This is a genomic window from Brasilonema angustatum, from assembly GCF_059505445.1.
On the sequence record NZ_JCACKO010000007.1, the window covers coordinates 1 to 24166 of the forward strand.

21 protein-coding genes are annotated in these 24166 nt (G+C 43.0%); 10 read left to right on the forward strand and 11 right to left on the reverse strand.

The genetic code is table 11. The annotated features are described in order from the left end of the window. Positions 1-701, reverse strand: a 701-nt coding sequence (locus tag AC5JM2_RS01575; protein WP_495833156.1) for a HEAT repeat domain-containing protein, incomplete at its 3' end; no start/stop codon positions are given. A gap of 104 nt (positions 702-805) precedes the next feature. On the opposite strand from AC5JM2_RS01575, the gene AC5JM2_RS01580 reads away from it, so the two are divergent. Beyond that, positions 806-1630 (forward strand): Rpn family recombination-promoting nuclease/putative transposase, encoded by an 825-nt coding sequence (locus tag AC5JM2_RS01580; RefSeq protein WP_495833157.1) that lies wholly within the window; start codon positions 806-808, stop codon positions 1628-1630. 526 nt (positions 1631-2156) lie between these two features. Here the strand turns inward: AC5JM2_RS01580 and AC5JM2_RS01585 are convergent. Beyond that, on the reverse strand, positions 2157-3554 hold the full coding sequence (locus AC5JM2_RS01585) for a TldD/PmbA family protein (RefSeq protein ID WP_495833158.1): 1398 nt from the start codon (positions 3552-3554) through the stop codon (positions 2157-2159). A 178-nt stretch (positions 3555-3732) separates the two neighbouring features. On the opposite strand from AC5JM2_RS01585, the gene AC5JM2_RS01590 reads away from it, so the two are divergent. Beyond that, positions 3733-4080 carry a Dethiobiotin synthetase gene (locus AC5JM2_RS01590; RefSeq protein WP_495833159.1) on the forward strand — a complete coding sequence of 116 codons (348 nt, stop codon included), beginning with the start codon at positions 3733-3735 and terminating at the stop codon, positions 4078-4080. Positions 4081-4243: 163 nt separating this feature from the next. On the opposite strand, the gene AC5JM2_RS01595 is transcribed toward AC5JM2_RS01590, so the two are convergent. Continuing rightward, positions 4244-4915 (reverse strand): DUF1361 domain-containing protein, encoded by a 672-nt coding sequence (locus AC5JM2_RS01595; RefSeq protein ID WP_495833160.1) that lies wholly within the window; start codon positions 4913-4915, stop codon positions 4244-4246. 296 nt (positions 4916-5211) lie between these two features. Then, positions 5212-5691, reverse strand: a complete 480-nt coding sequence (locus AC5JM2_RS01600; RefSeq protein WP_495833218.1) for a hypothetical protein — start codon at positions 5689-5691, stop codon at positions 5212-5214. Between the two features lie 354 nt (positions 5692-6045). Here AC5JM2_RS01600 and AC5JM2_RS01605 point away from each other — a divergent pair, with 354 nt between their 5' ends. From AC5JM2_RS01605 to AC5JM2_RS01625, 5 genes are all read left to right on the forward strand, one after another. Continuing rightward, entirely contained in the window at positions 6046-7119 is a 1074-nt protein-coding gene (locus AC5JM2_RS01605) for a metal ABC transporter substrate-binding protein (RefSeq protein ID WP_495833161.1), read from the forward strand. Between the two features lie 52 nt (positions 7120-7171). Next, on the forward strand, positions 7172-8044 hold the full coding sequence (locus tag AC5JM2_RS01610) for a metal ABC transporter ATP-binding protein (protein WP_495833162.1): 873 nt from the start codon (positions 7172-7174) through the stop codon (positions 8042-8044). A 15-nt stretch (positions 8045-8059) separates the two neighbouring features. Continuing rightward, a complete protein-coding gene (locus AC5JM2_RS01615) occupies positions 8060-8914 on the forward strand; it encodes a metal ABC transporter permease (RefSeq protein WP_495833163.1) in 855 nt (284 codons plus the stop codon). 472 nt (positions 8915-9386) lie between these two features. Beyond that, positions 9387-10196, forward strand: coding sequence for a DUF3050 domain-containing protein (locus AC5JM2_RS01620; protein ID WP_495833164.1), 810 nt, complete (start codon positions 9387-9389; stop codon positions 10194-10196). Positions 10197-10473: 277 nt separating this feature from the next. After that, a complete protein-coding gene (locus AC5JM2_RS01625; protein WP_495833165.1) occupies positions 10474-11214 on the forward strand; it encodes a globin family protein in 741 nt (246 codons plus the stop codon). A gap of 122 nt (positions 11215-11336) precedes the next feature. On the opposite strand, the gene AC5JM2_RS01630 is transcribed toward AC5JM2_RS01625, so the two are convergent. The 4 genes from AC5JM2_RS01630 to AC5JM2_RS01645 all read right to left on the reverse strand — a co-directional run bounded on the left by AC5JM2_RS01630 (position 11337) and on the right by AC5JM2_RS01645 (position 14101). Then, positions 11337-12167, reverse strand: a complete 831-nt coding sequence (locus AC5JM2_RS01630; RefSeq protein WP_495833166.1) for an energy-coupling factor ABC transporter ATP-binding protein — start codon at positions 12165-12167, stop codon at positions 11337-11339. Further along, a complete protein-coding gene (gene cbiQ, locus AC5JM2_RS01635) occupies positions 12142-12954 on the reverse strand; it encodes a cobalt ECF transporter T component CbiQ (RefSeq protein ID WP_495833167.1) in 813 nt (270 codons plus the stop codon). The genes AC5JM2_RS01630 and cbiQ overlap by 26 nt, the downstream gene beginning before the upstream one ends. Continuing rightward, positions 12938-13252 carry an energy-coupling factor ABC transporter substrate-binding protein gene (locus AC5JM2_RS01640; RefSeq protein ID WP_495833168.1) on the reverse strand — a complete coding sequence of 105 codons (315 nt, stop codon included), beginning with the start codon at positions 13250-13252 and terminating at the stop codon, positions 12938-12940. Before AC5JM2_RS01640 ends, cbiQ begins: the two co-directional genes overlap by 17 nt. A gap of 69 nt (positions 13253-13321) precedes the next feature. Continuing rightward, positions 13322-14101, reverse strand: a complete 780-nt coding sequence (locus tag AC5JM2_RS01645; protein WP_495833169.1) for an energy-coupling factor ABC transporter permease — start codon at positions 14099-14101, stop codon at positions 13322-13324. A 574-nt stretch (positions 14102-14675) separates the two neighbouring features. On the opposite strand from AC5JM2_RS01645, the gene AC5JM2_RS01650 reads away from it, so the two are divergent. Next, positions 14676-15689, forward strand: a complete 1014-nt coding sequence (locus tag AC5JM2_RS01650; RefSeq protein ID WP_495833170.1) for a multicopper oxidase domain-containing protein — start codon at positions 14676-14678, stop codon at positions 15687-15689. Between the two features lie 431 nt (positions 15690-16120). Next, positions 16121-16627, forward strand: coding sequence for a transposase family protein (locus tag AC5JM2_RS01655; protein ID WP_495833171.1), 507 nt, complete (start codon positions 16121-16123; stop codon positions 16625-16627). 1123 nt (positions 16628-17750) lie between these two features. Here AC5JM2_RS01655 and AC5JM2_RS01660 read toward each other — a convergent pair. Then, a complete protein-coding gene (locus tag AC5JM2_RS01660) occupies positions 17751-17951 on the reverse strand; it encodes a hypothetical protein (protein WP_495833172.1) in 201 nt (66 codons plus the stop codon). A 453-nt stretch (positions 17952-18404) separates the two neighbouring features. Further along, the gene (locus tag AC5JM2_RS01665; RefSeq protein WP_495833173.1) at positions 18405-21203 is read right to left on the reverse strand and encodes a putative PEP-binding protein; all 2799 of its coding nucleotides are present in this window, start codon (positions 21201-21203) and stop codon (positions 18405-18407) included. A 674-nt stretch (positions 21204-21877) separates the two neighbouring features. Here AC5JM2_RS01665 and AC5JM2_RS01670 point away from each other — a divergent pair. Beyond that, positions 21878-22330, forward strand: coding sequence for an MgtC/SapB family protein (locus AC5JM2_RS01670; RefSeq protein ID WP_495833174.1), 453 nt, complete (start codon positions 21878-21880; stop codon positions 22328-22330). Between the two features lie 391 nt (positions 22331-22721). Here AC5JM2_RS01670 and recF read toward each other — a convergent pair whose 3' ends face one another. Further along, positions 22722-23915, reverse strand: coding sequence for a DNA replication/repair protein RecF (gene recF, locus AC5JM2_RS01675; RefSeq protein ID WP_495833175.1), 1194 nt, complete (start codon positions 23913-23915; stop codon positions 22722-22724). Positions 23916-24166 lie beyond the last annotated feature (251 nt).

Below are 24166 nucleotides of genomic sequence, written 5' to 3' on the forward strand. Positions count from 1 at the left end.
TCGGCGATGTCTTTGACGTAGGGTTTGGCTGCATCGCCCAAATTCCCCAAAGCTTCTGCTACAGCGGAACGAACAGAAGAGTCAACGGTTTTATCTTTGAGGATGTCGGCGATGTCTTTGACGTAGGGTTTGGCTGCATCCCCCAATTTCCCCAAAGCTTCTGCTGCAGTGGAACGAACAGAAGAGTCAACGGTTTTATCTTTGAGGAAGTCGAGGATGTCTTTGACGTAGGGTTTGGCAGCTTCCCCGAAATTCCCCAAAGCTTGTGCTGCAGTGGAACGAACAGAAGAGTCAACGGTTTTATCTTTGAGGATGTCGGCGATGTCTTTGACGTAGGGTTTGGCTGCATCCCCCAATTTCCCCAAAGCTTGTGCTGCAGTGGAATGAACAGAAGAGTCAACGGTTTTATCTTTGAGGAGATCGACAGCAATTTTCCCAACATCCTCCGGTTTCTTCCCCGCCATAGATTTCCAGTCTTGCAGTTCATATTCACCTAATTTGTCCAAAGCCAATGCTTTCACCTTGGGGTAGCTGTCATCAAGCGCAGCCATAATACCGTCAATCTCCCAGCCTTGCGGCTTGGGCTTGGGTTCTTCTTGGGCACTCACCCAAGAAAGGGAGAAGAAAAGAATCAATAAAAAGGTGAAAAGAAAAAGCAGAACGGGGGAAGGCTTGCGGGTTGTGCGGGGAGTTGTCAGCATGGAGGACACCGCGCAGTGAGGGCACAGATCCCCGACAACTTTTAAGGGAGTCGGGGATCTTGTTGATAATAAAATTATATTCGGTGTCAATTCGATTTTTATTTGTGAGCTACGACAACGTCTGTAAAATCTTAGCTGAAAAATACCCAACCGATTTTGCGCGTTGGTTGCTAGCGGTTGAACCCCGAACCATCGAAGTTTTAAAAACAGAATTGAGCATTGAACCAATTCGCGCTGATTCCTTGACATTTCTGCAAACAGAAAACCGCATTTTACACATTGAATTTCAAACCATAACAAGATCTAAAACACCGATTTCTTTTCGGATGTTGGATTATTCTGTCAGATTGATACGTCAGTATAAAGTCCCTGTAACCCAAGTCGTCATTTTTTTACAACAAACAAATGACGAAATTGCCTTCACCGAAGAATATCTCAGTGAAACGACAACTCATCGCTATCGCGTTTTGCAGATGTGGGAACAAGATTCAGTGCAATTTCTCAATAATCCTGCACTCTTACCGTTAGCACCCTTAACGCAAACAAACTCACCCCAAGCATTATTATCCCAGGTTGCCCAGAGCGTTGCTAGAATTTCGGATAAGGAGACAAGGCAGAATATTGCAGCTTACACAGAAATATTAGCGGGTTTGAAATTTGAGAAAAACTTGATTCGTCAATTTTTGAGCGAGGATATTATGCAAGAGTCAGTCATTTATCAGGATATTTTCCAGAAGGGAGAACAGAAGGGAGAACTTAGATTCTGTCTGTCTTTACTTAATGAACGCTTTGGTGAAATTGATTCGTCAATTCTTGAGCGAGTTCAAGTTTTCAACAAAGAACAGTTAGAAGCTTTAGGTAGAGCGCTTTTTAGAATGTCATCAATAGCTGATTTAGTGACTTGGTTAGACGAGCACGAAAGCAATTAAGTAAGTGGGTTTTTAGCTTGTTTATCTCAAGGCAGATCCCCCCAACCCCCCTTAAAAAGGGGGGCTATTTTGCCCATTTACTTAAAAAGGGGGGCTGTTTTGCCCATTTACCCCCTTTTTAAGGGGGTCGCCGTAGGCGGGGGGATCTTATCCGAACTGTATGGGGCTATTTTTGCCGATTTACTTAAAAAGGGGGGCTATTTTGCCCATTTACCCCCTTTTTAAGGGGGTCGCCGTAGGCGGGGGGATCTTATCCGAACTGTATTACGAGATGACATTGTGGTGCTTCAACCTCAGAACACGAAACTCCGATCTCAGAAGCTCAAACTTCACCCCTCACAACACGGAATTTTGACCTCAGAAGCTCAAACTTCACCTTCACAAGCTCAACAACCGCCTAGGGTTTGAAACCCCAGGCTCATAGCGAAAGTCGTCTAAAGACGACTGGTAAATGGTTTGAGTCCATTTTAATGGACTTGAGCTAAAAGCCTGTGAAATTGATTTCCGGGCGGGCGAGGGTGTTCCTCTAAGCGGCTTCTCCTCCCACCACCACATCACGTATCCTTAAACTAGGACCACCGCAACCTACAGGCAAACCATTTTGTCCACCTTTACCGCAACCGCCGGACTCATCCCAGTAAAAGTCATCGCCGATCGCCTCAATATCTGCTAAAGTTTGAAAAACATTCCCTGAAAGCGTCACATCCTTGACAGGTTCAGCAATTTTACCGTTTCTAATCATCCACGCTTCCCCAGCGCTAAAGGTGAACATTTCCCCATTCGTCATTCCACCCAACCAGTTACGGGCGTAAACTCCTTCTTTTATACCGTTGAATAAGTCCACAACAGGTGTTTTTCCCGGTTTAATCCAGGTATTTGTCATCCGTACAATCGGAGGATAGTGATAACTAAGACAGCGTGCATTACCCGTTGGCGCTTCGTCCAATTTGCCAGCCGTTTCGCGGGAATGTAAACGTCCTGTCAAAATCCCATTTTCTATAAGTTGAGTTGTGGTTGCAGGTGTGCCTTCATCGTCGTAAAAATAGCTACCTCGATGTCCTTGGGGCGCTGCACCATCAAAAATCTGCAATTCTTCTGGTCCAAACCGCCGCCCAATCGTCATCACTTCCAACAAATCTGGGTTTTCGTACGCCATATCTGCTTCGGAAAGATGCCCAAAGGCTTCGTGAACAAATAACCCAGAAAGAATTGGATCTATCACCACAGTATAAGTATTACCTTTGACAGATGGCAGATATAAAGCTGCAACTGCTCTTTGTGCAGCTTCTTTGACTTGTTCATCCAAAGCCGTCAAATCTTCAAAAGCTTTGCGTGAACCAGTTGTTTCTCTTCCTGTTTGCACAGTTTCGCCGTTTCTGGCTGTGGCGGCGAAGCGCATTTCCATATCTACCCAAGATTGCTCAATCAAAGTCCCTTCACTGGTGGCGAGGATAACTCTTTGGGCGCTGTCTCCATAACGAACAGAGGTGGTGGTAATCCGGCTGTCAACGCTTTTGAGTAATTCCGTGTAGCGATCGCACAATTCTTTTTTCTTTTTCAACGAGATTTGCCGGGGATCGCTTCCAGTTAATGGCATAGTGCACACTGCTTGCACAATGTCAATGGGAGCTAAGATAGTTTCTTCTTCACCAACGATTTTGGCGGCGGTAATGGCTTCTTCAATGCGATCGCTAATTGTCGCCAGTTGGTTAAAGCTGCTAAACCCCCATCCACCTTTGTGACAGGCGCGAATCTGTCCGCCAATGGAAATACCTTCACTAAGGGTTTCTACCTTGTCGCCACGTAAGAAAATATCCGTTCCTTCAGCTTCTTCAAGACGAATCATCAAATAATCTACACGGGATGAGTAGCGCTTGAGTAAGTCAGAAAGTAAGTTTTGAGCGTCAGCAAGTAAAGTCGGCATTTGTCGGACAACAACAATCAGGAACTGCCTTTATTGTGCAATTATGCCAGTATGACTTGCCACTGAATCAGGGAATTCTTTTTATATGACACGTTTGTAGAGCTATCAAGGTAAAATGTTAATCCACGAGTCAAATGTTGCAATAGGTAGGCAAAGGTGTAATGGATGCCCCTCGAACATGAATTACCAAACCGCTTGCAAATTTTTGATTGACCAAACACTTTATAACGAGGAAAACCCTGATGCCTTGTTGATACGTCTACAGCGGGGACAATCACCAATACCAGGTCAGATTACCTCGATTTTGTTGGCATTGAAAGTGGTGTTTGAAGGTGTAAAAGATACTGCTGTTGTAGACAAAAAATTAGCTTATGCCTTGTATCTATTGAGCATAAGGACTCAACAACTTTTTGCCGCAGGGCGCAAGGCGGGCGTTCAATGGTCGCCCTTACTACTGCAAGATTTGCTGAGAATCGCGACTGCAACTGAGTCTATCTTTTCTGGTGAGTGGCAAAATTTACATTAAGACTTATGAGTTGTCAGCCTCTCACCCTCTTTAGAAAGCGCAAGCTACGTATAAAATAAACACAATCATCCTCTTGCCTTATCACCTCAGCTTTCGCTGCCTTCTGCTGGATTTTGGTTTGTGGTTTTCTTGAAAAAGAAAAATTCAAGAATAGAAAAATTAGTTATTCAACATTACGCGTGTTTGAGTTGAGATGTTTTGAGTTGTTAGTTAAGTTTTTTCCCCTTTGCGAAAAAAAAACCAAAGTCACTCGTTTCATAATCCAATGTAGACCGACAAGTATGCCAAAGGTAATAGCAATAATCACTAGGGGCTGTTTACCAAGAATGTCCTCTACACCTTTAGTGAGTACCTCATCCGGTTGAGTGACAAAATCCCAGCTGTTAAAACGTAAGAAACGTCCCCAATAAACACCCACTGCACACAGAGCATGGGTAATTAACTCAACCCACAAGATCCATTTGCTCTTACCAATGCGATGTAAATAATAACCTAAATTAATTAAAGATATAACGTAAGCTTCAAATCCAGCTAAAATAACTAGCAAGTACAACGGGATGAGTATCAGGGTTATGATCCATACAGACTGAATTCTACGAATATCATCTATAAGATGAATGATATCAGTCAGCAGGTAAGGTGCATTTGGTAGAAAACTATAGAAAACTATAAATCCCAACCACCAAACCCAAGATCGCCCGCGCCCATTGCGAAACAACCAAACACTCAAAGCCAAAGGTATAAAAGCCAGAAATAGGTTCCAACTCATCCAACTTATATTGATTTGCAGAACTTTTATGACTTTGGCTATCAATTCAGTCAGTTCCCCTTTCATAGCTACTTCCTTGAAGACGTGTAAATGATTCCGATTTCTCCGTATGGTTATAAGCTAGCTGATTGATTGTCAAAACTGCATTTCGTGGTAAAAATGGCTACAGGCTTAACAATCAATCAAGCGGGCTAATTCACTAGTATAGCCAATGCGTAAATCAGAGCCACTTTACCATGAACAAGTTTTTCATCACCGAATGTGCGGCACACGGCGGGTCTTGCATGCGCGGCTTCGGGTAAATTCATTGGATTCCCCGTGATGCAAGAATCCCCCGGCTAAAAGCCGTGGGGAATGTCAACTCATTTTGATTCGCTACTACAGTACTTGTTAAGCTCAGATGCCAGAGTATCAGACTGTTTCGCAGCATTTGTGGCTGCTGTTAGTGCTGTATCGATTTCTCCTCTTGCCTTTTGAATTTTGACCCTACCCTCTGATGAGGGTTGAGCTGTCTTAGCTGAACCAAGAGCCTTACCTGCTGTAGCAATTGATTGACTAAAAGTCTCAAACACCTTGACAAAACTGCTCTGAAATTGCTGAAGCTTGGGGTCTTTTAAATTTAGCTCCTTGATTTCTTTGGTCACAGCTTCCAAATCCTTGGATAGTTGCAAGCTGGTTGTCACCTGCTGACCTTTATTTTTATCAATCAGGTCACTTCCTTTGTTAATGAGGCTAACCAGTCGCTCACATTGGGAGGCTTTGCTCTCACTGCACGCAGTCACTAACAAAGCGATACTCAAGCTAATAGGAATAATAACGGTATATCTACGCCAAACAGACATTAACACCTTACCACCAATAAAACCGAAACAATAGTAACCTAATGATTCAGTCATTTTTGCTGATATTTGGATAATTCACCTGATCTTAAGTGTACGTAAGCAAAGTGCAGGTTTACCTAGTTACACCTTTGTGATATCAAAACGGATGCAGTATCAACCTGTAGTTACTGTTATGTAAAGCTCTTTCTAGTCCGAGTCACTCCAAGCTGCCGTGTATACACATAAGGCAAAAGATTCAGAACAGAAGTGACGAAATATACTATAAACTTTTCTCATATCCCCAGGTAGGGGATTGCATTTTGATGTAGAAAAACTCTCTACTAATGATAGAGAAATTGCTAATATTGACTGCCAATGAAAAAAATTTCTGCAATGGTGTTAGCACTGAGCTTTTCAGTGGTCGCTTGCAGTACACCAGGGAATCAAACAGTATCTCCTACTCCAGAAGCAACAGCTACTCCTGCTCAGGCTAGAGACCAAAAAGCTCAAAATAAGCCTTTAGTTGTCACCACTGTAGCACCATTAACGAATATTGTCAGTAATATTGCAGGGGAGCGTGTCCAAGTAACAGGCATTATTCCTGAAGGTACTGACTCACACACCTTTGAGCCTCGTCCTTCGGATGCTGATTTGCTCTCCAAAGCTAAGTTAATCATCGTCAATGGGTTGCATTTGGAAAGTCCGACAGAAAAATTGGCAAAAGCTTCTAAGCCGAAAGAAACTAATATTTACGAACTTGGCAGTAATACTATTACCCAAGGTCAGTGGATTTACGACTTCAGCTTTCCCAAAGAAAAAGGTGATCCCAATCCCCACTTGTGGGTGAATCCCAAATACGCTGAAGCCTACGCCAAATTAGCTGCCCAACAGTTAACTCAGTTAGATCCGGCTGGCAAGGATTACTACGCTACTAATGTGAAAAACTATTTACAACGCCTGGATGCACTAGATAAAGCAAATCGTGCAGTTGTCGATAGTATACCAGCTAAAAATCGCAAACTTTTGACCTACCACGATTCTTGGGCGTATTGGGCAAGAGAGTACGGCTTTCAAGTCATTGGTGCGATTCAACCATCAGATTTTAAAGAGCCTTCTGCCCAAGATGTGGCAAAACTCATTAATCAAATTCGTCAAGTTGGCGTTCCTGCCGTCTTTGGTTCAGAAGTCTATCCCAGCAAGGTAGAAGAGCAGATTGCCCGAGAAGCAAAGGTGAAAACAGCCAACACTGCTGATGATGAATTACCTGGCAAGGGGTCTGCTAATGCAATGGAAAACACCAACCCTGAACATACATACATTGGGATGATGGTTAACAATATGCGGATTATTGCTGAAAATCTAGGCGGAAATCCTGATCTGGTGAAAAATGTCAATACTGCCAATGTGGTTGGACCAACAGCGAACGAGACAAAAACTTCTCAAAAATAAATAAAAACCAAAGATCAGCCTTAAAGACTGGACTTATCATTTAGTCTTAACAATGCATTCCGCCTGCTGCCAAGGTTATTTATTGCCAATGGAACAACCACTACTAGAAGTTAAAAATTTAACTTGTGGCTATCAAAACAAACCTGTGTTTACACAGGTAAATCTGTCCTTGTATCGCGGTCAACTTTCTGGTTTGGTTGGACCATCAGGAAGCGGTAAAAGCACCTTGATGAAGGCAATTTTGGGGTTAATTCATCCTTGGGCTGGAGAAATTTGGTTTCGGGGGAAACGTTTGCAGCCAGGGACATCACCGCCGCGAGTGGGTTATGTGCCTCAAGTCGAAACGGTAGACTGGAATTTTCCTGTCACAGCTGAAGAAGTGGTGATGATGGGGCGATATCAGAAGCAGAGAATGTTACCTTGGGCTTCAAGAGGCGATCGCACTGCAGCCAGAGAACTTCTCAACCGCGTCGGAGTTGCTCATGTCGCCCGCCAACCCATCGGTGAATTATCTGGCGGACAACAACAGCGGGTTTTTGTGGCCCGTGCCCTGGTGGGAGAGCCAGAAATCGTATTATTGGATGAACCTACAAGCAGTTCGGACTTGCAGGTTCAGCACGAACTCTTACATCTATTAGCGGATTTGAATCAGCAAGGTTTGACGATTCTACTATCCACTCACGACCTGAACTCAGTCGCCACACATCTACCTTGGGTTGTGTGTTTCAACCACGGATTAATTTGTCAAGGTCAACCCCTTGATATTTTTACTCCTGCTAACCTTGAGCGCACCTTTGGGGCCCAAATGGTTGTCTTCCACCAAGAAGACCGCATTTTGATTGCTAGCGGGGGAACTTCGTTGCGCCATCAAATGCAAAGCAACTTGCCTCCAAGCTTACTCCAAGATAAATCGAAGTCTGCGTGATTTCAACATATTTGTATGAATTTTATACTTGAACCGTTCCGCTATGAGTTTTTTAGCCGTGCCATCTTAGTTGGGATGATGGCAGGTTTGTTATGTGGCGTGATGGGTGTTTACATTACAACTCGCCGGATGAGCTACATTGCCCACGGTTTATCTCATGCTATTTTGGGTGGAGCCGTATTAAGCTATGTTTTGGGACTTAATTTCTACATTGGCTCTGGAATATGGGGATTTGGTTCTGCTGTTTTAATTCAATATTTGACAGGACGCAAAATCTACTCGGATGCGGCGATTGGTATTGTCACAACTGCGAGTTTTGCTTTAGGAGTAGCTGTTATCAGCAGCTACCGGAAGTTTAGCCAAAATTTTGAAGCCGCTTTGTTTGGTAATGTGCTGGGAGTTTCTCCGGCAGATTTATGGGTTGTGACAGGCGTAACCGTTGTTTTGCTGAGCTTAGTTTTCTGTTTTTATCGCCCTTTATTATTTTGGTGTTTCGACAGAGAAGTTGCTCAGGTTCACGGTGTTCCTGTGTTTGCAATGGATACACTGTTTGCTTTGATGCTGGCGACAATGCTTGTAGCAACGCTCAATGTGTTAGGTGTGACACTGATTATTTCGGCGGTAGTCATTCCCGCTTCAATAGCACGGTTGTTGAGTAACCATTTTGGTTACATGATGATTGTTTCTGGTTTTTTGGGAGCTGCGATCGCCTTTATCGGTATTTACTTGAGCTACTACTTCGATATTGCTTCTGGAGCCAGTGTAGTATTGCTCTCAACCATGATATTTGGTTGCGTGTTGCTTTGGAGGAGCTTGCAACATCGTCGCAAACGCTATTTAGCACCCCTCGCCTCACAACACTACGATTGAGATCAAAGAAGCGAAACCCATAAACAAATGATGCTGGAGCGCGAATTAACAGAGAATATGACTCATGATGCTCTAACAGGGAGCTGCCCCTCAGGGATGTTGAAAAATTATTCAATGTACACTGACATGGACTCTGAAAAACAATGCTTAAAAGTATAACAAAATAAATTTTTATAAAAAAAAATACAAAAAAACTAAAGCAGCGGTATCGCTAAGTTTTGTTAATAACAGCAATAATACATAATATTATTGATACTTTAGCTATAAATACATCACTCAACTATCTTGGTTATTATAGCAATCGCCAACTCTATTAGGACATATAGCAGTGAATAGGGAACGCTTAACGCTTAACAGGGTTAAAATCTCGTGATGTCCGTATTTTCTCATTAGTTCATGTCCTAATCTACTTGGCAACGGCTTTATAACCAAGATAGTTGAGTACATTTCATCAGAATCAAGGTTCTACCATATGTCAGACCGTTATTTACAGTTGATAGACTTTATTTATCCACTTAAACATAATCTAGTTAATCATCGAGTCTATACTGAGCTTGTGGACTTGTATTCTCTACAAATTTTTATGGAATCTCATAGCTTTGCAGTATGGGATTTTATGTGTTTAGTAAAAACACTTCAAACAAAACTGACTTGTGTGACAGTACCTTGGTTACCACCAAAAGACATTTTTTCAGCTCGATTAATAAACGACATAGTTTTGGCTGAAGAAACAGATGAAGTTTCACCTGGTAGATTTATAAGTCATTTTGATCTTTATCTTGCGGGGATGCATGAGATTGGTGCCAATACAATTCCTATTCAAAGCTTTATCCAGCACCTTCAAAATGGAAAATCTGTACAATATGCTCTGGAAAGTGTCACTATTCCATCTGCAACTAAGGGATTTGTCCTCTCGACGATGAAAGCAACTTCTAAGTTAATTCACGAAGTTGCTGCGAGCTTTTTGTTTGGTAGGGAAGATGTTATTCCATTGATGTTTCAACGCATCCTTAAAAGCTTAGATAATTCCAGATTCAACTGTCAGCAGCTATCTCTCTATCTAGAACGGCATACCCATCTTGACGAGGACGTTCATAAACCAATGGGTGAGCAACTTCTTAAGAATTTATGTGGAGATGATGACCAAAAGTGGGAACAGAGCGCTATGGCTGCTCAAGAAGCTCTGTTATTCCGCATTTCTCTTTGGGATGGAGTGGTATTTCATATGTTAAATGCTAAGCGAAAAACTAGAGAAAGTCTCACTAGAGTAGCTCTCTATTGACGCTCCCATCCCTAATGGTGCAACACACTTCGTGTGCCCGTTCGCGTAGCGTGCCCGCAGGGCATAGGGCTTACGCTGTAAGCCGTGTTGTGAGCCATAGGCATAGGAAAGCGATTGCAGAGGAACAACAGACGCCGGCATGCGTATGGCAACCCGCTCTTTTTCGTAACGCATGCGTAAGTCCGAAAGAAATGAAGATTACGTAAAGCTAAATACAATTTCAGAAATATATGACCAGTGCCAATTACTGAGTCATTTTATCTATAAAATTTAAGCCATGTCTTTGAATTTCAAGATTCTACAACAAAGCTTTGAACTCATTAGACCTCACAAGACAAAGTTTGCATCTAGATTCTATTACAATCTGTTTAATCAATATCCCCAGCTCATGCCTTTATTTGCCAACACCAATATGGAGCAGCAGAACGACAAGTTAATACAAACTTTGGTGTTGGCGATTTACAATGAGCGCAACCTTGCTTACTTGGCAACTATACTAAGGGATTTAGGAGCAAGACATGTAAGGTATGGTGTCACGCTAGAACAGTATCCAATGATAGGTGAGGCACTGTTAAAAACCTTTGAAGAATATTTAGGAACAGACTGGACTCCAGAGGTGAAACAGGTGTGGACAGATGCTTATGCAGAGATAGCCAAGCTCATGCAGGAAGGGATACCGCATGAAGAAGCTTCTAAATTGGAGAATGAACTCAAGCCCAGTACCAATTCAACTACAATAGGATTTACCTCGATACAACCTGCTGTTACTACGTCTAGCCTTAATAATGATGAGGACAATAATAATGAGGACGTCTACGACGTAGAGAATGTATCGCAGCCGAGTACCAACCCAAACACAATGGATTTTGTTCCAACACCGACTTCTGCTACTACGTCTAAACTGAACTTGAAGTTATTAATGATTATTTTAACAATTACTGGTCTGTTGGGTGTTGGGCTGGTATACGGTTTCAAGTTGGTCAAGGAACGACAAGAGATTATAACGCCAAAAGAATGAATTACGAACATTTTTGAAGATTCAAGATTTTTGGTTGTCATTGTTGGTACGCTGCGCGTATGCCTTTGGTGTTACGCGAGATCGCGCAGTGTACTTTGGCGTTCAGCTCCTCATTTTTAGCACTAAAAATAACGAAATAAATTCAAGATTCGTTGTCGCAATCGTTCCAAAACAGGCCCCTCTTCGCCAACTCCATCTGCAAATAACATTTCATATATCAATGGCACTCCTAACTGTAACTCTTCTAAAATTTCACGTTGAGTAAACACATCTTGCGGCTTTCCTTCCAAAACGAGTCTTCCTCTATCCATAACTAATATCCAATCTGCCCAGCGATAAACTAAATCAAGGTCATGAGTTGCCATCAAGATTGTTGTTCCAGATGCGTGAATTTTTCTCAAGGTTGCCATCAAGTTACGCGTATGTAATCTATCCAGATAAGCGGTGGGTTCATCTAGCAATAAGAGTTCTGGTCGTAGCACCATCACATCTGCTATTGAAACTCGCTTTTTTTGTCCTAAACTGAGATGATGTACTGGTCTTTGAGCAAGTTCAGTTAACCCAAATTCTACTAAAGCTTGCTCAACTCGCTGTTGAATTTCTGCTTCTGGTAACTGCAAATTACACAACCCATAAGAAATATCTTCTTCAACAGTAGAGGCTACCAGTTGTTGTTCTGGATCTTGAAAAATTAACCCGACTTTTTGGCGTAAAGTCGTCAAGTAGTCACGATTATATTGCAATCGTTTACCTTGCCATGAGATAGCTCCTTTGTCAGGCTTGTAGAGACCATTTGCTAATAAAAATAATGTGCTTTTACCACATCCGTTTTGACCAATTAATGCACATCTTTTACGAGCAGGAATTCGTACACTCAGACCATTCAGAGCCGACTGTTGTGCACCTGGGTAAGTATAATGTACCTGCTCAAATTCGAGTAACCATTCCTGCATGCTGCCAAAATTCCAATCCTATTAAGACTACACAGCCAACAATTGCTTCTATAGCATAGCGCTTGGATTTTTGATAGCGATGGGGATGCCAAACCCGCAGTTCTCCATTAAAACCCCGTGCTGCTAAACTTAAGGAGACTTGACGATAATTTTCTATAGTTCGCTTGAGTAATTGTCCAATTAACAGTGCTAAACTTTTCATTCCAATACGAAAAGTACGATAGCCACCACGAGATTGTTGAGCAGTCCATAACTCAGCAGTGGAATTGAGAAGGACAAAAATAAAGCGATACATCAGCAATAAAAGCTCAGTTATCAGTACTGGAACTCCTATACGACGTAGTGTTTGCAAAAGTTCGGAAAAAGGGATAGTTAGCATGACAAAGTATAGGCAGGATAAAGAAGCAATAGCTCGCGTTAAAATAGTCAATCCCTGCTCAACACCTTGGTGACTTATATATATATAATAAGAGCCAAAAGTCAAGCCACCGAGTGAATCCTTTGGCATTAAATGTATGTGAGAGAGATCTACTCCATTGATAACTAAAGCTGGTAAACTAGTTAACCAGAAAAGAGTAGCAACATAAACTAATTTGACATAAGTTCTCGCAGGAATTCCTGCATACATCACTGTCCAAAAACTTATCCAAACTGCAATCAAGATTTGAATTAAAGGATGAGCAAAGGCAGTGATAAGTAGCAGGACAGTGGCAAATACCAATTTTTGTTCTGGTGGTAACCAACGTAAGCGATTTGTGTAAGCTAAGGTATCAATCTGAATTCTCATTTGGTTTTTTGCTTTGTTCCGAACGCCCCTTGTATAACCCAATTACATAGCCAATCACACCAGCACCTACTGCTGCTTGCACGCTAAACATGAGGCTTTCAACTTCGCCACTGGGCAACTCAATTAATGATTTAAACCAAGGTTTATATTCGGGCTGTATCTCTTTGATTGCTGATTCTGCTTGATCATCAGAACCACTAAATTGCGCACCTTTAATGAATACTACTGGTGCTGCTGCTAATACAACCACTGCTAACAGCAACAGCCAATTATTCCATTTTTGATTTTGCTTAGTCATGAGTCGCTTGTTATTTATTATTTGTTAATCCTTAGTTGTCAAAAATGATGACTAACCACTCTCTACTTTCTATTCGGTTTTTGGTTTCATGAGGTTTAACATTTCTAGTTCTTGATGTCCATAGTTAGAAAGCCAATTCCAAACTAAGACTGTCAACAATCCTTCACTAATTGCCAAGGGTACCTGTGTGACGGCAAAGATTCCTGCAAATTTTATAAATGATGCCATGAAACCACCCGTAGCTGCGGGGAAGGCAAGAGCCAGTTGCACAGAAGTGACAATATAAGTTGTCAAATCCGCAACAGCAGATGCTAGAAATATCGCTAATCTTTGTTTACCACTTCGCATAACCAAGCGGTAAAGCCAGAAGGCAACAAATGGTCCGACAATTGCCATTGAAAATGCATTTGCCCCCAGTGTTGTCAACCCACCATGTGCTAGTAGTAGCGCTTGAAATAGCAATACCAAACTACCTAGTACGGACATGGCTAAAGGTCCAAATAGCACTGCTCCTAATCCTGTGCCTGTTGGATGGGAACAACTTCCTGTTACTGAAGGCATTTTCAATGCTGACAGCACAAAAGTAAATGCTCCTGCCAATGCTAGAAGTAATTTTAGTTCAGGAGTGGCTGTGGTGATGCGAGTGAGCGATCGCAATCCCAAAATAAAAAACGGTAATGCCACAACCCACCAAAAAATTGCCCAGCCTGGTGGTAAAAAACCTTCCATAATGTGCATTGCGTAGGCTGGTTTGGGTAAGCACACAATCAAGTAAAAACTTACCACTGCCATCAAGATGAGACTGACTAACCTTACTCTGCCCTTTGACTTGGGAATAGTTTTCAACATGCTCAGTACCTGCAGATGCTAAAGCTTTTAGTATAAATCGCTGGACGTCTTGACTCAAGAAATATTTTTGTCAGCAAAGGTTCCCGCTTTTTTTGTCGAGTTTGGGGAAGTGTTGGATAGCAAAAAGGTCTTGGCTACCGCCTTGTTTTCAGCTATTAGGAAATATGTATAGCAGTCCTAAATGAGATTGTAAATTATCTCATGAGGGCTCTTAACAGGGAACGCTTAACGCTTAACAGGAATTGTTTATAAATGATTTAGGATTGCTATATTATACACCCCATAATTACTTACTATTTTTAGATACAAGTAAATCCCTGTGACTACCGTATGCAATCAAGAAAAAATTTTAATTCTTTCACAAGACTTTTCAGGGCTTCGCGTTGGGATTTGCAACATTTAGATAAAAAATCCAGTTTGTTTGAGAAATCACCTCATTTCTATTGAGAATAATTGTTTTTCATACTTGAGAAAGATTGATAATAATTGTTGATTGTTTTACCATATTTATGAGAAAATAATTAAAAAAAATTAGCAATTTTCCTCCATTCTGCCGCTAGCCATTTATAAAAACATGCCTAACTATTCTGTTTTAGAGCAAGAAAAACTATGGAGTCGCCGTAATCTGTTGATGCTGGGCTTAGCAGGTACTGGTGTGGCTGGTGCGGCTTTATGGCAAATACTGAATTCCCGAGCTCTATCACGGGTAAAAGTGCCGCCTATGGAGACACAGACAACCTCTGATTTAGCTACCCCCTCGAAGATGGTACGAGAATTTGATTATGGTACGCTGAAGCGAGAAAATGGACGTGTCGTTCGAGAATTTCGATTAACTGCTGGTACTTCCCCAATTCAGCTCAATAGTGCTGTTTCTTTCAACATTTGGGATTTAAATGGTCGCATACCAGGACCAACGCTTAGGGCAAAACAGGGCGATCGCGTACGGGTGTTGTTCTTCAACCAGGCAGGACATTCCCACTCTCTACATTTTCATGGCGTTCACCCCTCAGAGATGGATGGCGTTCGTCCAGTTCGCCACGGTACAGCAGTTATCTATGAATTTGATGCAGAACCTTATGGCGTTCATTTGTACCACTGTCACATCGAACCAGTTACTCGTCATGTTGCCAAGGGGTTATATGGAATGTTTATCGTCGATCCGCCGACTCCACGTCCCCCAGCAGATGAGATAGTCCTGATTATGGCTGGGTATGATGTGAACGATGATAACCGTAATGAATATTACGCCTTTAATGGTCTGCCTAACTACTATAAGGATAATCCTATTCGGATTTACCAAAATCAGTTGATTCGACTGTACGTGCTTAACATCATTGAATTCGATCCAGCAGTAACGTTTCACCTACACGCCAACTTTTTTAAGGTCTTTCCTACGGGAATGACTTTAAAACCGTCTCATGAAAGTGATGTGATCACAATGGGGACAGCCGAACGCCACATCTTGGAATTTGCCTTTCGCTATCCAGGTATGTATATGTTTCATCCACATCAGGATGCGATCGCAGGAAACGGTTGTATGGGTATGTTTGACGTTATCAGCAACAGTGATAAAAAAATCACATCTTAAAGTCGCGAAGCTGTTTGACACTTCAATGATCATTGATCATTATTTTTCGATGCGATCATCGTAGAAAACAGTTGTGTGGGTATGTTCGACGTTATCAGCGAGAGTGATAAAAAAATCACATCCTAAAGTCGCGAAGCTGTTTGACACTTCAATGATCATTGATCATTATTTTTTATAGAAGAGAATTTTTGCCGTACTATGTGGTAAAACTTGTTTTAGTATGGCGACAAACATCTGAATAACAAAAAAAATTCATACCCAAAATTTGCCAGGGAACCACAAAAGTAGGGGTATGAATGGCTTTGTGCATCTTTTACAAAGACAAAAGCCGACTTACAATCATTGCTACTTATGCATTACCAAAAAAATCCTGACTTGATTCTTGCTGTGCAATGACGAGGTCATGACACAACCAATGAATCATATAATTCATGGTGCAAAATGTAACATTAACTGACTTTTTTCCGATGAACATACGTCTCACAGATTTACTAAATTTACCTGGTGTAGCAGTAGAATCTTGTCATTATTCTCAAGATTCAGTATCTTTTCAATTAAGGGTTTTAACCAAAGGTACATACTGCCCACATTGTCGTAACTACACAGAAGAATTACATCAAACTAGACCAATTCTAGTTAGAGATGTGCCAGTAGACAGTAAAGAAGTTTACCTCAAGTTACCACGTCGTCAATTTTATTGTAGAGTGTGTCAGCGATACATCACTGAGCGATTGCAGTTTATCGATTGGCGAAGGAGGTACACACAAAGGTATGAGGAAAAGATTTATTCCCAACTCAATCGTTGCAATATTGAGCAAATTAGCCAACAGCAACACCTTCGTATTGAGCAAGTCAAGAACATTTTTAACCACATCAGTCAAAAGCGAAACAAACAGCATCTTGAATTCAGTCAAAAGAGCTATTGCTATGAAAGGTAGGGACAAAATAACAAAAAATTATCACCATTCAGTCAAAGAATAAGAGCATTATTTTTGTTGACTGTAGATTTTTTCGCGAAAAGTATGTATGCTGAAAGAAGTGTCTTAAATGTAAGCTAAAAGCATACACTTGAGAAAAGTTTCCCTAGATCATCCGGGCATCCTATTAATGACATTGCGGGAGATAACTTCCTAATTTACAGTTTTCCCCCCATCCAAATAGTTGTTTGTTAAACACTAACTGAGGATTTTGATAGTGCTAGATTCATGTGTTGATTCAATTTTTAGAGAGTTCCCTCAACAGCTGGATATTCTCAACGTTACAGTCTCTGGACTGAGTATGTTATCTGCTGGCATCTTTCTATTTTTGATATTATTTAACTTACAGCTTTCTAGTCCTTGACATTGATGATGGAAACAATTCGCGGAAATAACTAGGCAGTTAGAAATCTGCAACGCCGCTAATTTTATAAGCATTATAATCTACCCTGCATCCAAGGGCTTTGCCCTAGAGCATACCTGCCTTGTTGTACTAGTACAGGTTGGCGCAAGTGAGCCTACCATTACAAGTAGGGAAAACATGCGAATTTGCAGTCTTTAAAAAAGGTAGGCGTATTTACGCCGCGCGGTACTAGGACTCAGCATATATGCGTTACCGTGCATAATGGTTGCTGCTACTGTTAATATCATGTCAGATTAAATAACCGTCCGCAGCCACTAAAGGGAGGCAATCCCAAAGACGCAAGCAAATTGCGTTGTTTCTCCGCAGCCACTAAAGGGAGGCAATCCCAAAGACGCAAGCAAATTGCGTTGTTTCTCCGCAGCCACTAAAGGGAGGCAATCCCAAAGACGCAAGCAAATTGCGTTGTTTGACGGAACTTGCCCAAAAGCAAGCGCGATACGTTTGCATATCTTTTGTGTACTCTTAAGAAACACGCTTAACGCTTAACGCTTAGCAGGTGAGACCAGCCCCCGTCTTGGTGAGTCCACTTGCCGTCTTGGCGGTTCCCGTCACGTTAGCGAAGCGTCTGGTGCAGGAGATTGGCAAAGTGGCGTTAGCGTTTGCGCAGCGCCCCCTTAGGGGCTAGCGGAACCGGAGGTTCTCCCCGAAGGGCGGTCTCCGTCACGTTAGCGAAGCGTCTGGTGCAGGAGATTGGGGGACTGGCGAACCCGAAGGGGAAAGAGTGTTTCTTTCTTTCGTAACGGGTTGCAATCGCTGCCCGTGACACTTAACGAGTGTTTGAAACAGCAGCGGTTCATACCAAGTTGCAATACCCAGGTAGCACAAGTCACTTGGGTTCAAAGCAGCGTGCTCTCTGGGCATACGAAACGAACCCTTGCGTAAGCTCCAGGAGAGTTTTCCGCGACGAACGCCAGTCCTGCAGAGGCTTGCACCAACGCGTTTGCGCCCGATTCGCCGCAGGCATACCCTAATACCATTTCACGAAATTGCTGATACAAATCTTTTCTCCCCTGCTCCGGGTGCTCCGGGTGTTCAAGAGCGGTCTAATTGTATCAACCTTAAAGTGAAACGGTATGAGGGTGGAGCAAAGCAATGTGCCTAAACTACTACAACAAAACGCAACTTAAGTATTAAGTAACGATTTTCAGCTTGTAGCTGAAAAAGCAACATATAGTATTCAATATTCAGTTTTTCCCAGTTGATTTTTCATCCCTTGCAATACCTTATAAAGTAGCGCAAGGGGTTTTTTTTTGTTTATTGTAACATCAGCAATACTTGAATGCTACACACTCAAGACAGATCTAATCTAGACTACTACTGATTTAGTTGACGCCGCGCTGCTTCTAAAATGATTGTTTGTTCAGCACGGGCGATCGCCAAATATGTCCGCTCAACAGCTTCCGGTTCAACAGAAATAGAAGTGATGCCCCATTGTACCAGTTGATCAATAATTTCAGGATACAGCGCTGGTGCTTGACCGCAAATAGAACAAGGAATTCCTGCACTGTTTGCCATTTGAATAAGTTGAGCAACAGCACTCATTACAACTGGATGACGTTCATCAAAGACTTTTGCGAGTTGTCCTTGCTCTCTATCCACTCCCAAGAGCAGTTGAGTCAGATCATTGGTACCAATTGAAATTCCTTGTACACCTGCTTTGACGTATTCTGGCAGTAAAAACAGCACGCTTGGCACTTCTGCCATAATCCACAATTGAAACTGTGGTACTTGAGTTAACCTTGCTTGCTCGACTTTTTGACGGCAAAAGGAAAACTCTTCCACTGTACGAACAAAAGGTAACAGTAAATGGATATTGCTGTAGCCTGCGTTTTGTACACCTGCTAAAGCAGCCAGTTCTAACTCAAAAACTGCGGGATTTTTCAAATAGCTGAAGGTGCCACGTTCCCCTAGCATCGATTGCGTGGAAGATTCTACATTATCATTCAAAGATGGTAGTTCATGGGAACGCCAATCCAAAGACCGATAAAAAACTGGTCTTGGTGCAAAAGCTTGGGCGAAGTGGATCATCTGCTCGTACCAACGTTCTAACAATTTGGTTCGGTGTCCCTCCAACAGCCAAGCACTCGGGTGTTTCCCTTCGAGTATATTCAGAGCCATCAGTTCTGAGCGCAATAATCCCACACCATCCACAGGTAAACTTTGCGCTTGTTCTATCAAACTAGGCTGGCTCAAGTTAACCAACAGTTTTGTAGTTATCATCGGCAGACTCAGATGTGATGGCCAGATGGAAGACGCGGAGAATAAATATGTCCCCTTGTCTACGGACACTCTCCTCAACGGAAGCCAGCCGAATCCTTTGGTGTCCTCTCCTAGTTCCCTTGTCCCCGTATCATCTTCCCCTTGTCGATGGACACTTTCCTCAACGGGAGAAACTCTGGGCTCGAAGTGTCCTTCCCTGGTCTCCTTCGCCCCTAATTCTGATTCCGTAGAAACCTCAAGTTCCCCTTCGCCCTTAATTCCCAACGCCAATCTGCTCAAGTCGGGAAATCCTAAGGTAGGTTCCTCTGACGTTTGCGTTTGCGTAGCCTTCCCTATGCCTAACGGCACGCTTCCGCTATCGGAGCTACTAGCCTGCTCGTAGGGCATAGGAGGGTTTTCCTCTCCTGACGGAGACGCTACGCTAACACGCTTGTTCTGGCGTTGGAAACCCCCTCTCTCAGACTGCCTCACCACGCGGCTGGCTCCTTTGTGAGAACCCTGAGTTCCCCTTGTCCCCGTGTCCTTTTCCCCTTGTCCTATTTCTCTAGCTTCTCTTGTAAGACGATAAACTTCTCCCTTGTCGCCATCAATCAGTAATTTCTCGCCTGTTTGAATAATTGCTGTGGCATCTGCTACGCTCACAACTGCTGGTATTCCCAATTCTCTAGCAAGAATAGCAGCGTGACTCGTCATACCTCCTTGCTCAGTAACAATACCTACAGTTTGTTGCAGTAGCGGTAACCAATCAGGTGCTATTGTTGGTGTAACTAAAATGACTCCCTTGGGTAATTGTTCCGGTTTTTGTTGTACATTCACAACAATATGAGCAGTTGCTGTCACACGTCCCGCTGATGCTCCTAATCCTTTGATGGAGTGGAAATTGTAAATTGGCAGGGGTGTACTCATTTGCGTTAGGTAAAGCGTACTCGTTGCCTCACAAGAGATAGTCCACTCAAAGGTAAAATTGACGCCAGTTTCTTTGACAATTTGACTTGCTAATTGAATGAGTTGTTGCAGATATTCTTCTGGCAAAGCATACTGTTTTTGTTGGTCTTCTTCCAACAGGTAAGGAACAAGACTTGAGTTATTTGAGGTAAGCGCATCTGGAGCAGGCACGGTTTGCAAAGCAGCTACAGGCGTTTTATCATTAAGACGGTAAGCTACCATCTTATTGCCTAGTTGCCGTTCTTTGACAGTACTAGTTTCCGGATGGATGTAGTAAACATCTGGCAAGACTTCACCTTGAGTCATTGCCACTCCTAATCCCGATGTCGCTAAAATTTCCCATTCAGAGGAGTTGGCATTGAGTGAGCCGCTGGCGATCGCATTCCTAAAAGGTTGTACCAAAACTCCCAAATTAATTTGTTGCAGGTCTATTCCTGCCCATTGCCAGTACAATAAACTTTTAGCACGAAACATCTGGCTCCAGGTGCGCTTCAATGCCAGAGCAATTGCTTGTTCATCACATTCACACACCTGAGATTCTAGCAATCCAGATGTGTTAGTCACCCCATGCTTTAGAGTAGGCAGTACAAAAGTTGGTCGCAAAATCAGATATGCAGATTTTAATTCTTTAGCTGCATTAACAATTTCACTCAGTAGGTGTCGTGGCAAATGAGCAACACTCATCTCTTGGCGCAAGCGTCTAGCAACCTGCTGAAGTTGACGCCAGTTTTTGACATCTAAGTGTAGTGAAGAATAAGGTAAGTCAGCGACTAACGCCTCCGAACTATTGAGAGTTTCTAGAAATTCTCGTAAAACATCTGCTGAAACGACAAAACCAGGCACTACAGGATAACCGCGCTGCATTATTCTGCTTAAATAAAATGCTTTGTCACCAACTTTGGCGCGGTCTTGTAGTTTAATTTGATCAAGCCAGTAGAGTTTGTCCACTCAATTACTTTGTTATCTGTTGTCAATTGCTACGGTAACGGAATTACTGTAATCATATAAGTAGCGACGGCTTCACGAATGGTAAATATAGAAATCCGGTTTTATTTGGTGAGACCAGTGCTACAGGAGGGTTTCCCGACCTAGGCATCTGGCGTGCGCTTTGCGCATACGCCAGAGCCGGCACGAGGGAGAACGCCAGGTGCTCTACTTGGGGAGACCCCAAGACCGCACTGGCTCCCCTCCCGGAGCGCTGGACTCACCGTAAGGCGTGGCGTTAGCCATAGGGTGAAATGACTTGCGTAGGAAGAAAACGCTTAACGCTTAACTTTCAAGAAGGCTCTTTGAGTTGTACTTAGCTGAGCAAAAACTTTTGGAGGAGTCTTATAGTCAGATCTCATCAACTGAAAAACTACCAAAACTAAGTTACACCATTTGTCCATCATCTATGTTTATGACGCTGACTTAGCTTGTAGTTATGGCGCTTAAAGTTTAAATAAGTCAGTTTACCTGAGAAAACCAATATCTCTCGTAACAAGCTAGAAAACGCAAGCGAAAAAAATTTTTGAACTTTTTTTGTATTTTACGTTTTACGATATGTGCCTATTAAAATATTACCATTAAGTACACGAGTAATTGTATATTCATCTCCATCAAGAATTGACAAGGATTTTCCATTGCCTAGTATCTACTATCTTCCGGCTAATGATTGGTTACACATCACCTTTAGGTTGTGCCTTGCTTTACTCGTTGGGGGGATAATTGGTATAGAACGGCAAATTAGACACAAACCAGGTGGTTTGCGAACTCATATGCTGGTGAGTTTTGGTGCAGCCCTGTTCACTCTCGTATCTTTGGTAATAAGTGCAGATAAACCAAATGGGGATGCTGTTTCGCGAGTCATTCAGGGTATTGCTGCTGGTGTAGGATTCCTTGGTGCAGGAGAAATTGTACGTCCATCTTCCCAAGAATCAGGGCGAACTGAAATTAAGGGACTCACCTCAGCAGCAGCTATTTGGGTTTGCGCTGCTTTGGGAATTGCTGCTGGATGTGGTTTGTGGCAGTTGGGATTAATTGCGGCTTTGTTGTCTTTATTAGTTTTAAATGTTTTTAAGCGATTTGAACGCTGAGATGATAAAAAAAAGGAACAGGGAATAGGTGAGACCAGCCCCCGTCTTGGTGAGTCCACTTGCCGTCTTGGCGGTTCCCGTCACGGAGCGCGTTAGCTCCGGCCCCCTTAGGGGCTAGCGTCTGGTGCAGGAGATTGGCAAAGTGGCGAACCCGTTAGCGAAGCGTGCCCGCAGGGCATAGGGCGGTCTCCGTCACGGAGCGCGTAGCGTCTTTGCAGGAGATTGGGGGACTGGCGTTAGCGCAAAGCGCACGCCCAGAGGTCTAAAGCGTTTGCGCAGCGCCCCTTTTAGGGGCTAGCGGAACCGCTCTTCGCAGCGTGCCCGCAGGGCATAGGTTCTCCCCGAAGGGCAACAGGCGAATTGGGAGACGGTTGACTAATGACGGGCAGACTTACCTATTTGCTTGCGATATCTTACCAGAATCCACAGAAAGAATTTGCGAGGACTTTAGCCACTGCGAATCAAAAGAACCCAAATGAGTTGTGGTGATCAGGGTTTGAAAACGATCTTGAATAGCATCGAGTAGCTGATTCTGTCGAGATGGATCAAGTTCTGCTAAGACATCATCAAGTAGTAGCAGAGGTGGTTCCCCAACCACTTGTTCTATAAGTTGTAATTCTGCTAGTTTTAAGGCTAGTACCAAAGTTCGTTGTTGACCTTGAGAACCGTATTGACGGCATGGTGTTTGATTAATTGTCAATTCTATTTCGTCACGATGAGGACCAACAACGGTTGTGCCTTGATGCAGTTCTGCAACAGCACGCTGCTCTATTTTTTCTAAAAAAGCTTGCTGTATTTGTTCTGGATTGTTCTGGTCTAATGAGACATTGGGTGAGTACTTAAGTTCTAGAATTTCTGTACCACCACTGATACTAGCGTGCCAAGCGCTAGCAATAGGGGCTAGTCGCTGTATGGCGCGATCGCGTCGTCGAATCACCCGTGTTCCTGTAGTAGCCAACTGTGCATTCCAAATATCTAACTCAGAATGCTCTGGAGTTTGGGCTTTTGAGCTTACCTGATGCAGTGATTTTTCTTGTGGACGCCCAGCCCCTTCCCGTAACGATGGCGACTGGTGTTGCAAAGTGCTTTTCAAGAAGGCATTACGCTGTCGCAAAACCTGGTTATATTGCTGTAGAATATGAGCATAGACAGGTTCGAGTTGGATTAACAGAGTATCCAACCAATTGCGGCGACCTTCAGGACCGCCGCGAATAAGATCTAAATCCAAACTAGAGAACTGTACCGCATTCAGAACACCAAGAAAATCCATTTGACGCCGCAGCGTCTCACCATTTAAAGCAACGCTACGACGACCATTTCGACGGAAGGTGAGAGCAAGGTCACTGATGCCAGTTTGTCGCTCTAAAGTGGCAACAAGCATGGCTATGGTTTCTCCATCTTGAATTAAATCGCGATCGCGTGCCATTCTGTGCGATCGCAATGTCGCCAGCAATTCCACCGCTTCCAGCAAATTGGACTTACCCTGAGCATTGTTGCCTACCAAAATTGTTTTGGGAGCACTAAACTCAACTTGCTGCTGTTTATAGTTGCGAAATTGTCCCAGATGAAGAGTTTTCAGGTACATAAGCTATTGAGACTTCCCGGATTGCTTACTGCTTTGACTTTAGCGGAGCTTTCCTTTAGGAGTCGCTGATAAGGCGTCCCTTGAACGCGCTACAGAACTGGCAAAAGCAAATAATGCACTTCCTTGGTAGTATTTGCCCTCAGACAGGAGTCTGCAGCCACGCCTAAAGTATGGTAAAAGCAAGCTAAGCCTCTTATAACCTCATGTTTCTTCAGACTTAATGCAAACTTCTGTCAGAGAACAATTTGTAG

Excerpts from the sequence above, each read along its gene's own strand:
- AC5JM2_RS01645 (WP_495833169.1), bottom strand. The coding sequence starts at position 14,101 with ATGTTGAAAACTATTCCCAAGTCAAAGGGCAGAGTAAGGTTAGTCAGT.
- AC5JM2_RS01660 (WP_495833172.1), bottom strand. The coding sequence starts at position 17,951 with ATGCCCAGAGAGCACGCTGCTTTGAACCCAAGTGACTTGTGCTACCTG.
- AC5JM2_RS01610 (WP_495833162.1), top strand. The coding sequence starts at position 7,172 with ATGCATTCCGCCTGCTGCCAAGGTTATTTATTGCCAATGGAACAACCA.
- AC5JM2_RS01600 (WP_495833218.1), bottom strand. The coding sequence starts at position 5,691 with ATGTCTGTTTGGCGTAGATATACCGTTATTATTCCTATTAGCTTGAGT.
- AC5JM2_RS01605 (WP_495833161.1), top strand. The coding sequence starts at position 6,046 with ATGAAAAAAATTTCTGCAATGGTGTTAGCACTGAGCTTTTCAGTGGTC.
- AC5JM2_RS01630 (WP_495833166.1), bottom strand. The coding sequence starts at position 12,167 with ATGCAGGAATGGTTACTCGAATTTGAGCAGGTACATTATACTTACCCA.
- AC5JM2_RS01625 (WP_495833165.1), top strand. The coding sequence starts at position 10,474 with ATGTCTTTGAATTTCAAGATTCTACAACAAAGCTTTGAACTCATTAGA.
- AC5JM2_RS01595 (WP_495833160.1), bottom strand. The coding sequence starts at position 4,915 with ATGAAAGGGGAACTGACTGAATTGATAGCCAAAGTCATAAAAGTTCTG.
- AC5JM2_RS01640 (WP_495833168.1), bottom strand. The coding sequence starts at position 13,252 with ATGACTAAGCAAAATCAAAAATGGAATAATTGGCTGTTGCTGTTAGCA.
- AC5JM2_RS01620 (WP_495833164.1), top strand. The coding sequence starts at position 9,387 with ATGTCAGACCGTTATTTACAGTTGATAGACTTTATTTATCCACTTAAA.
- AC5JM2_RS01650 (WP_495833170.1), top strand. The coding sequence starts at position 14,676 with ATGCCTAACTATTCTGTTTTAGAGCAAGAAAAACTATGGAGTCGCCGT.
- AC5JM2_RS01585 (WP_495833158.1), bottom strand. The coding sequence starts at position 3,554 with ATGCCGACTTTACTTGCTGACGCTCAAAACTTACTTTCTGACTTACTC.
- cbiQ (WP_495833167.1), bottom strand. The coding sequence starts at position 12,954 with ATGAGAATTCAGATTGATACCTTAGCTTACACAAATCGCTTACGTTGG.
- recF (WP_495833175.1), bottom strand. The coding sequence starts at position 23,915 with ATGTACCTGAAAACTCTTCATCTGGGACAATTTCGCAACTATAAACAG.
- AC5JM2_RS01590 (WP_495833159.1), top strand. The coding sequence starts at position 3,733 with ATGAATTACCAAACCGCTTGCAAATTTTTGATTGACCAAACACTTTAT.
- AC5JM2_RS01615 (WP_495833163.1), top strand. The coding sequence starts at position 8,060 with ATGAATTTTATACTTGAACCGTTCCGCTATGAGTTTTTTAGCCGTGCC.
- AC5JM2_RS01655 (WP_495833171.1), top strand. The coding sequence starts at position 16,121 with ATGGTGCAAAATGTAACATTAACTGACTTTTTTCCGATGAACATACGT.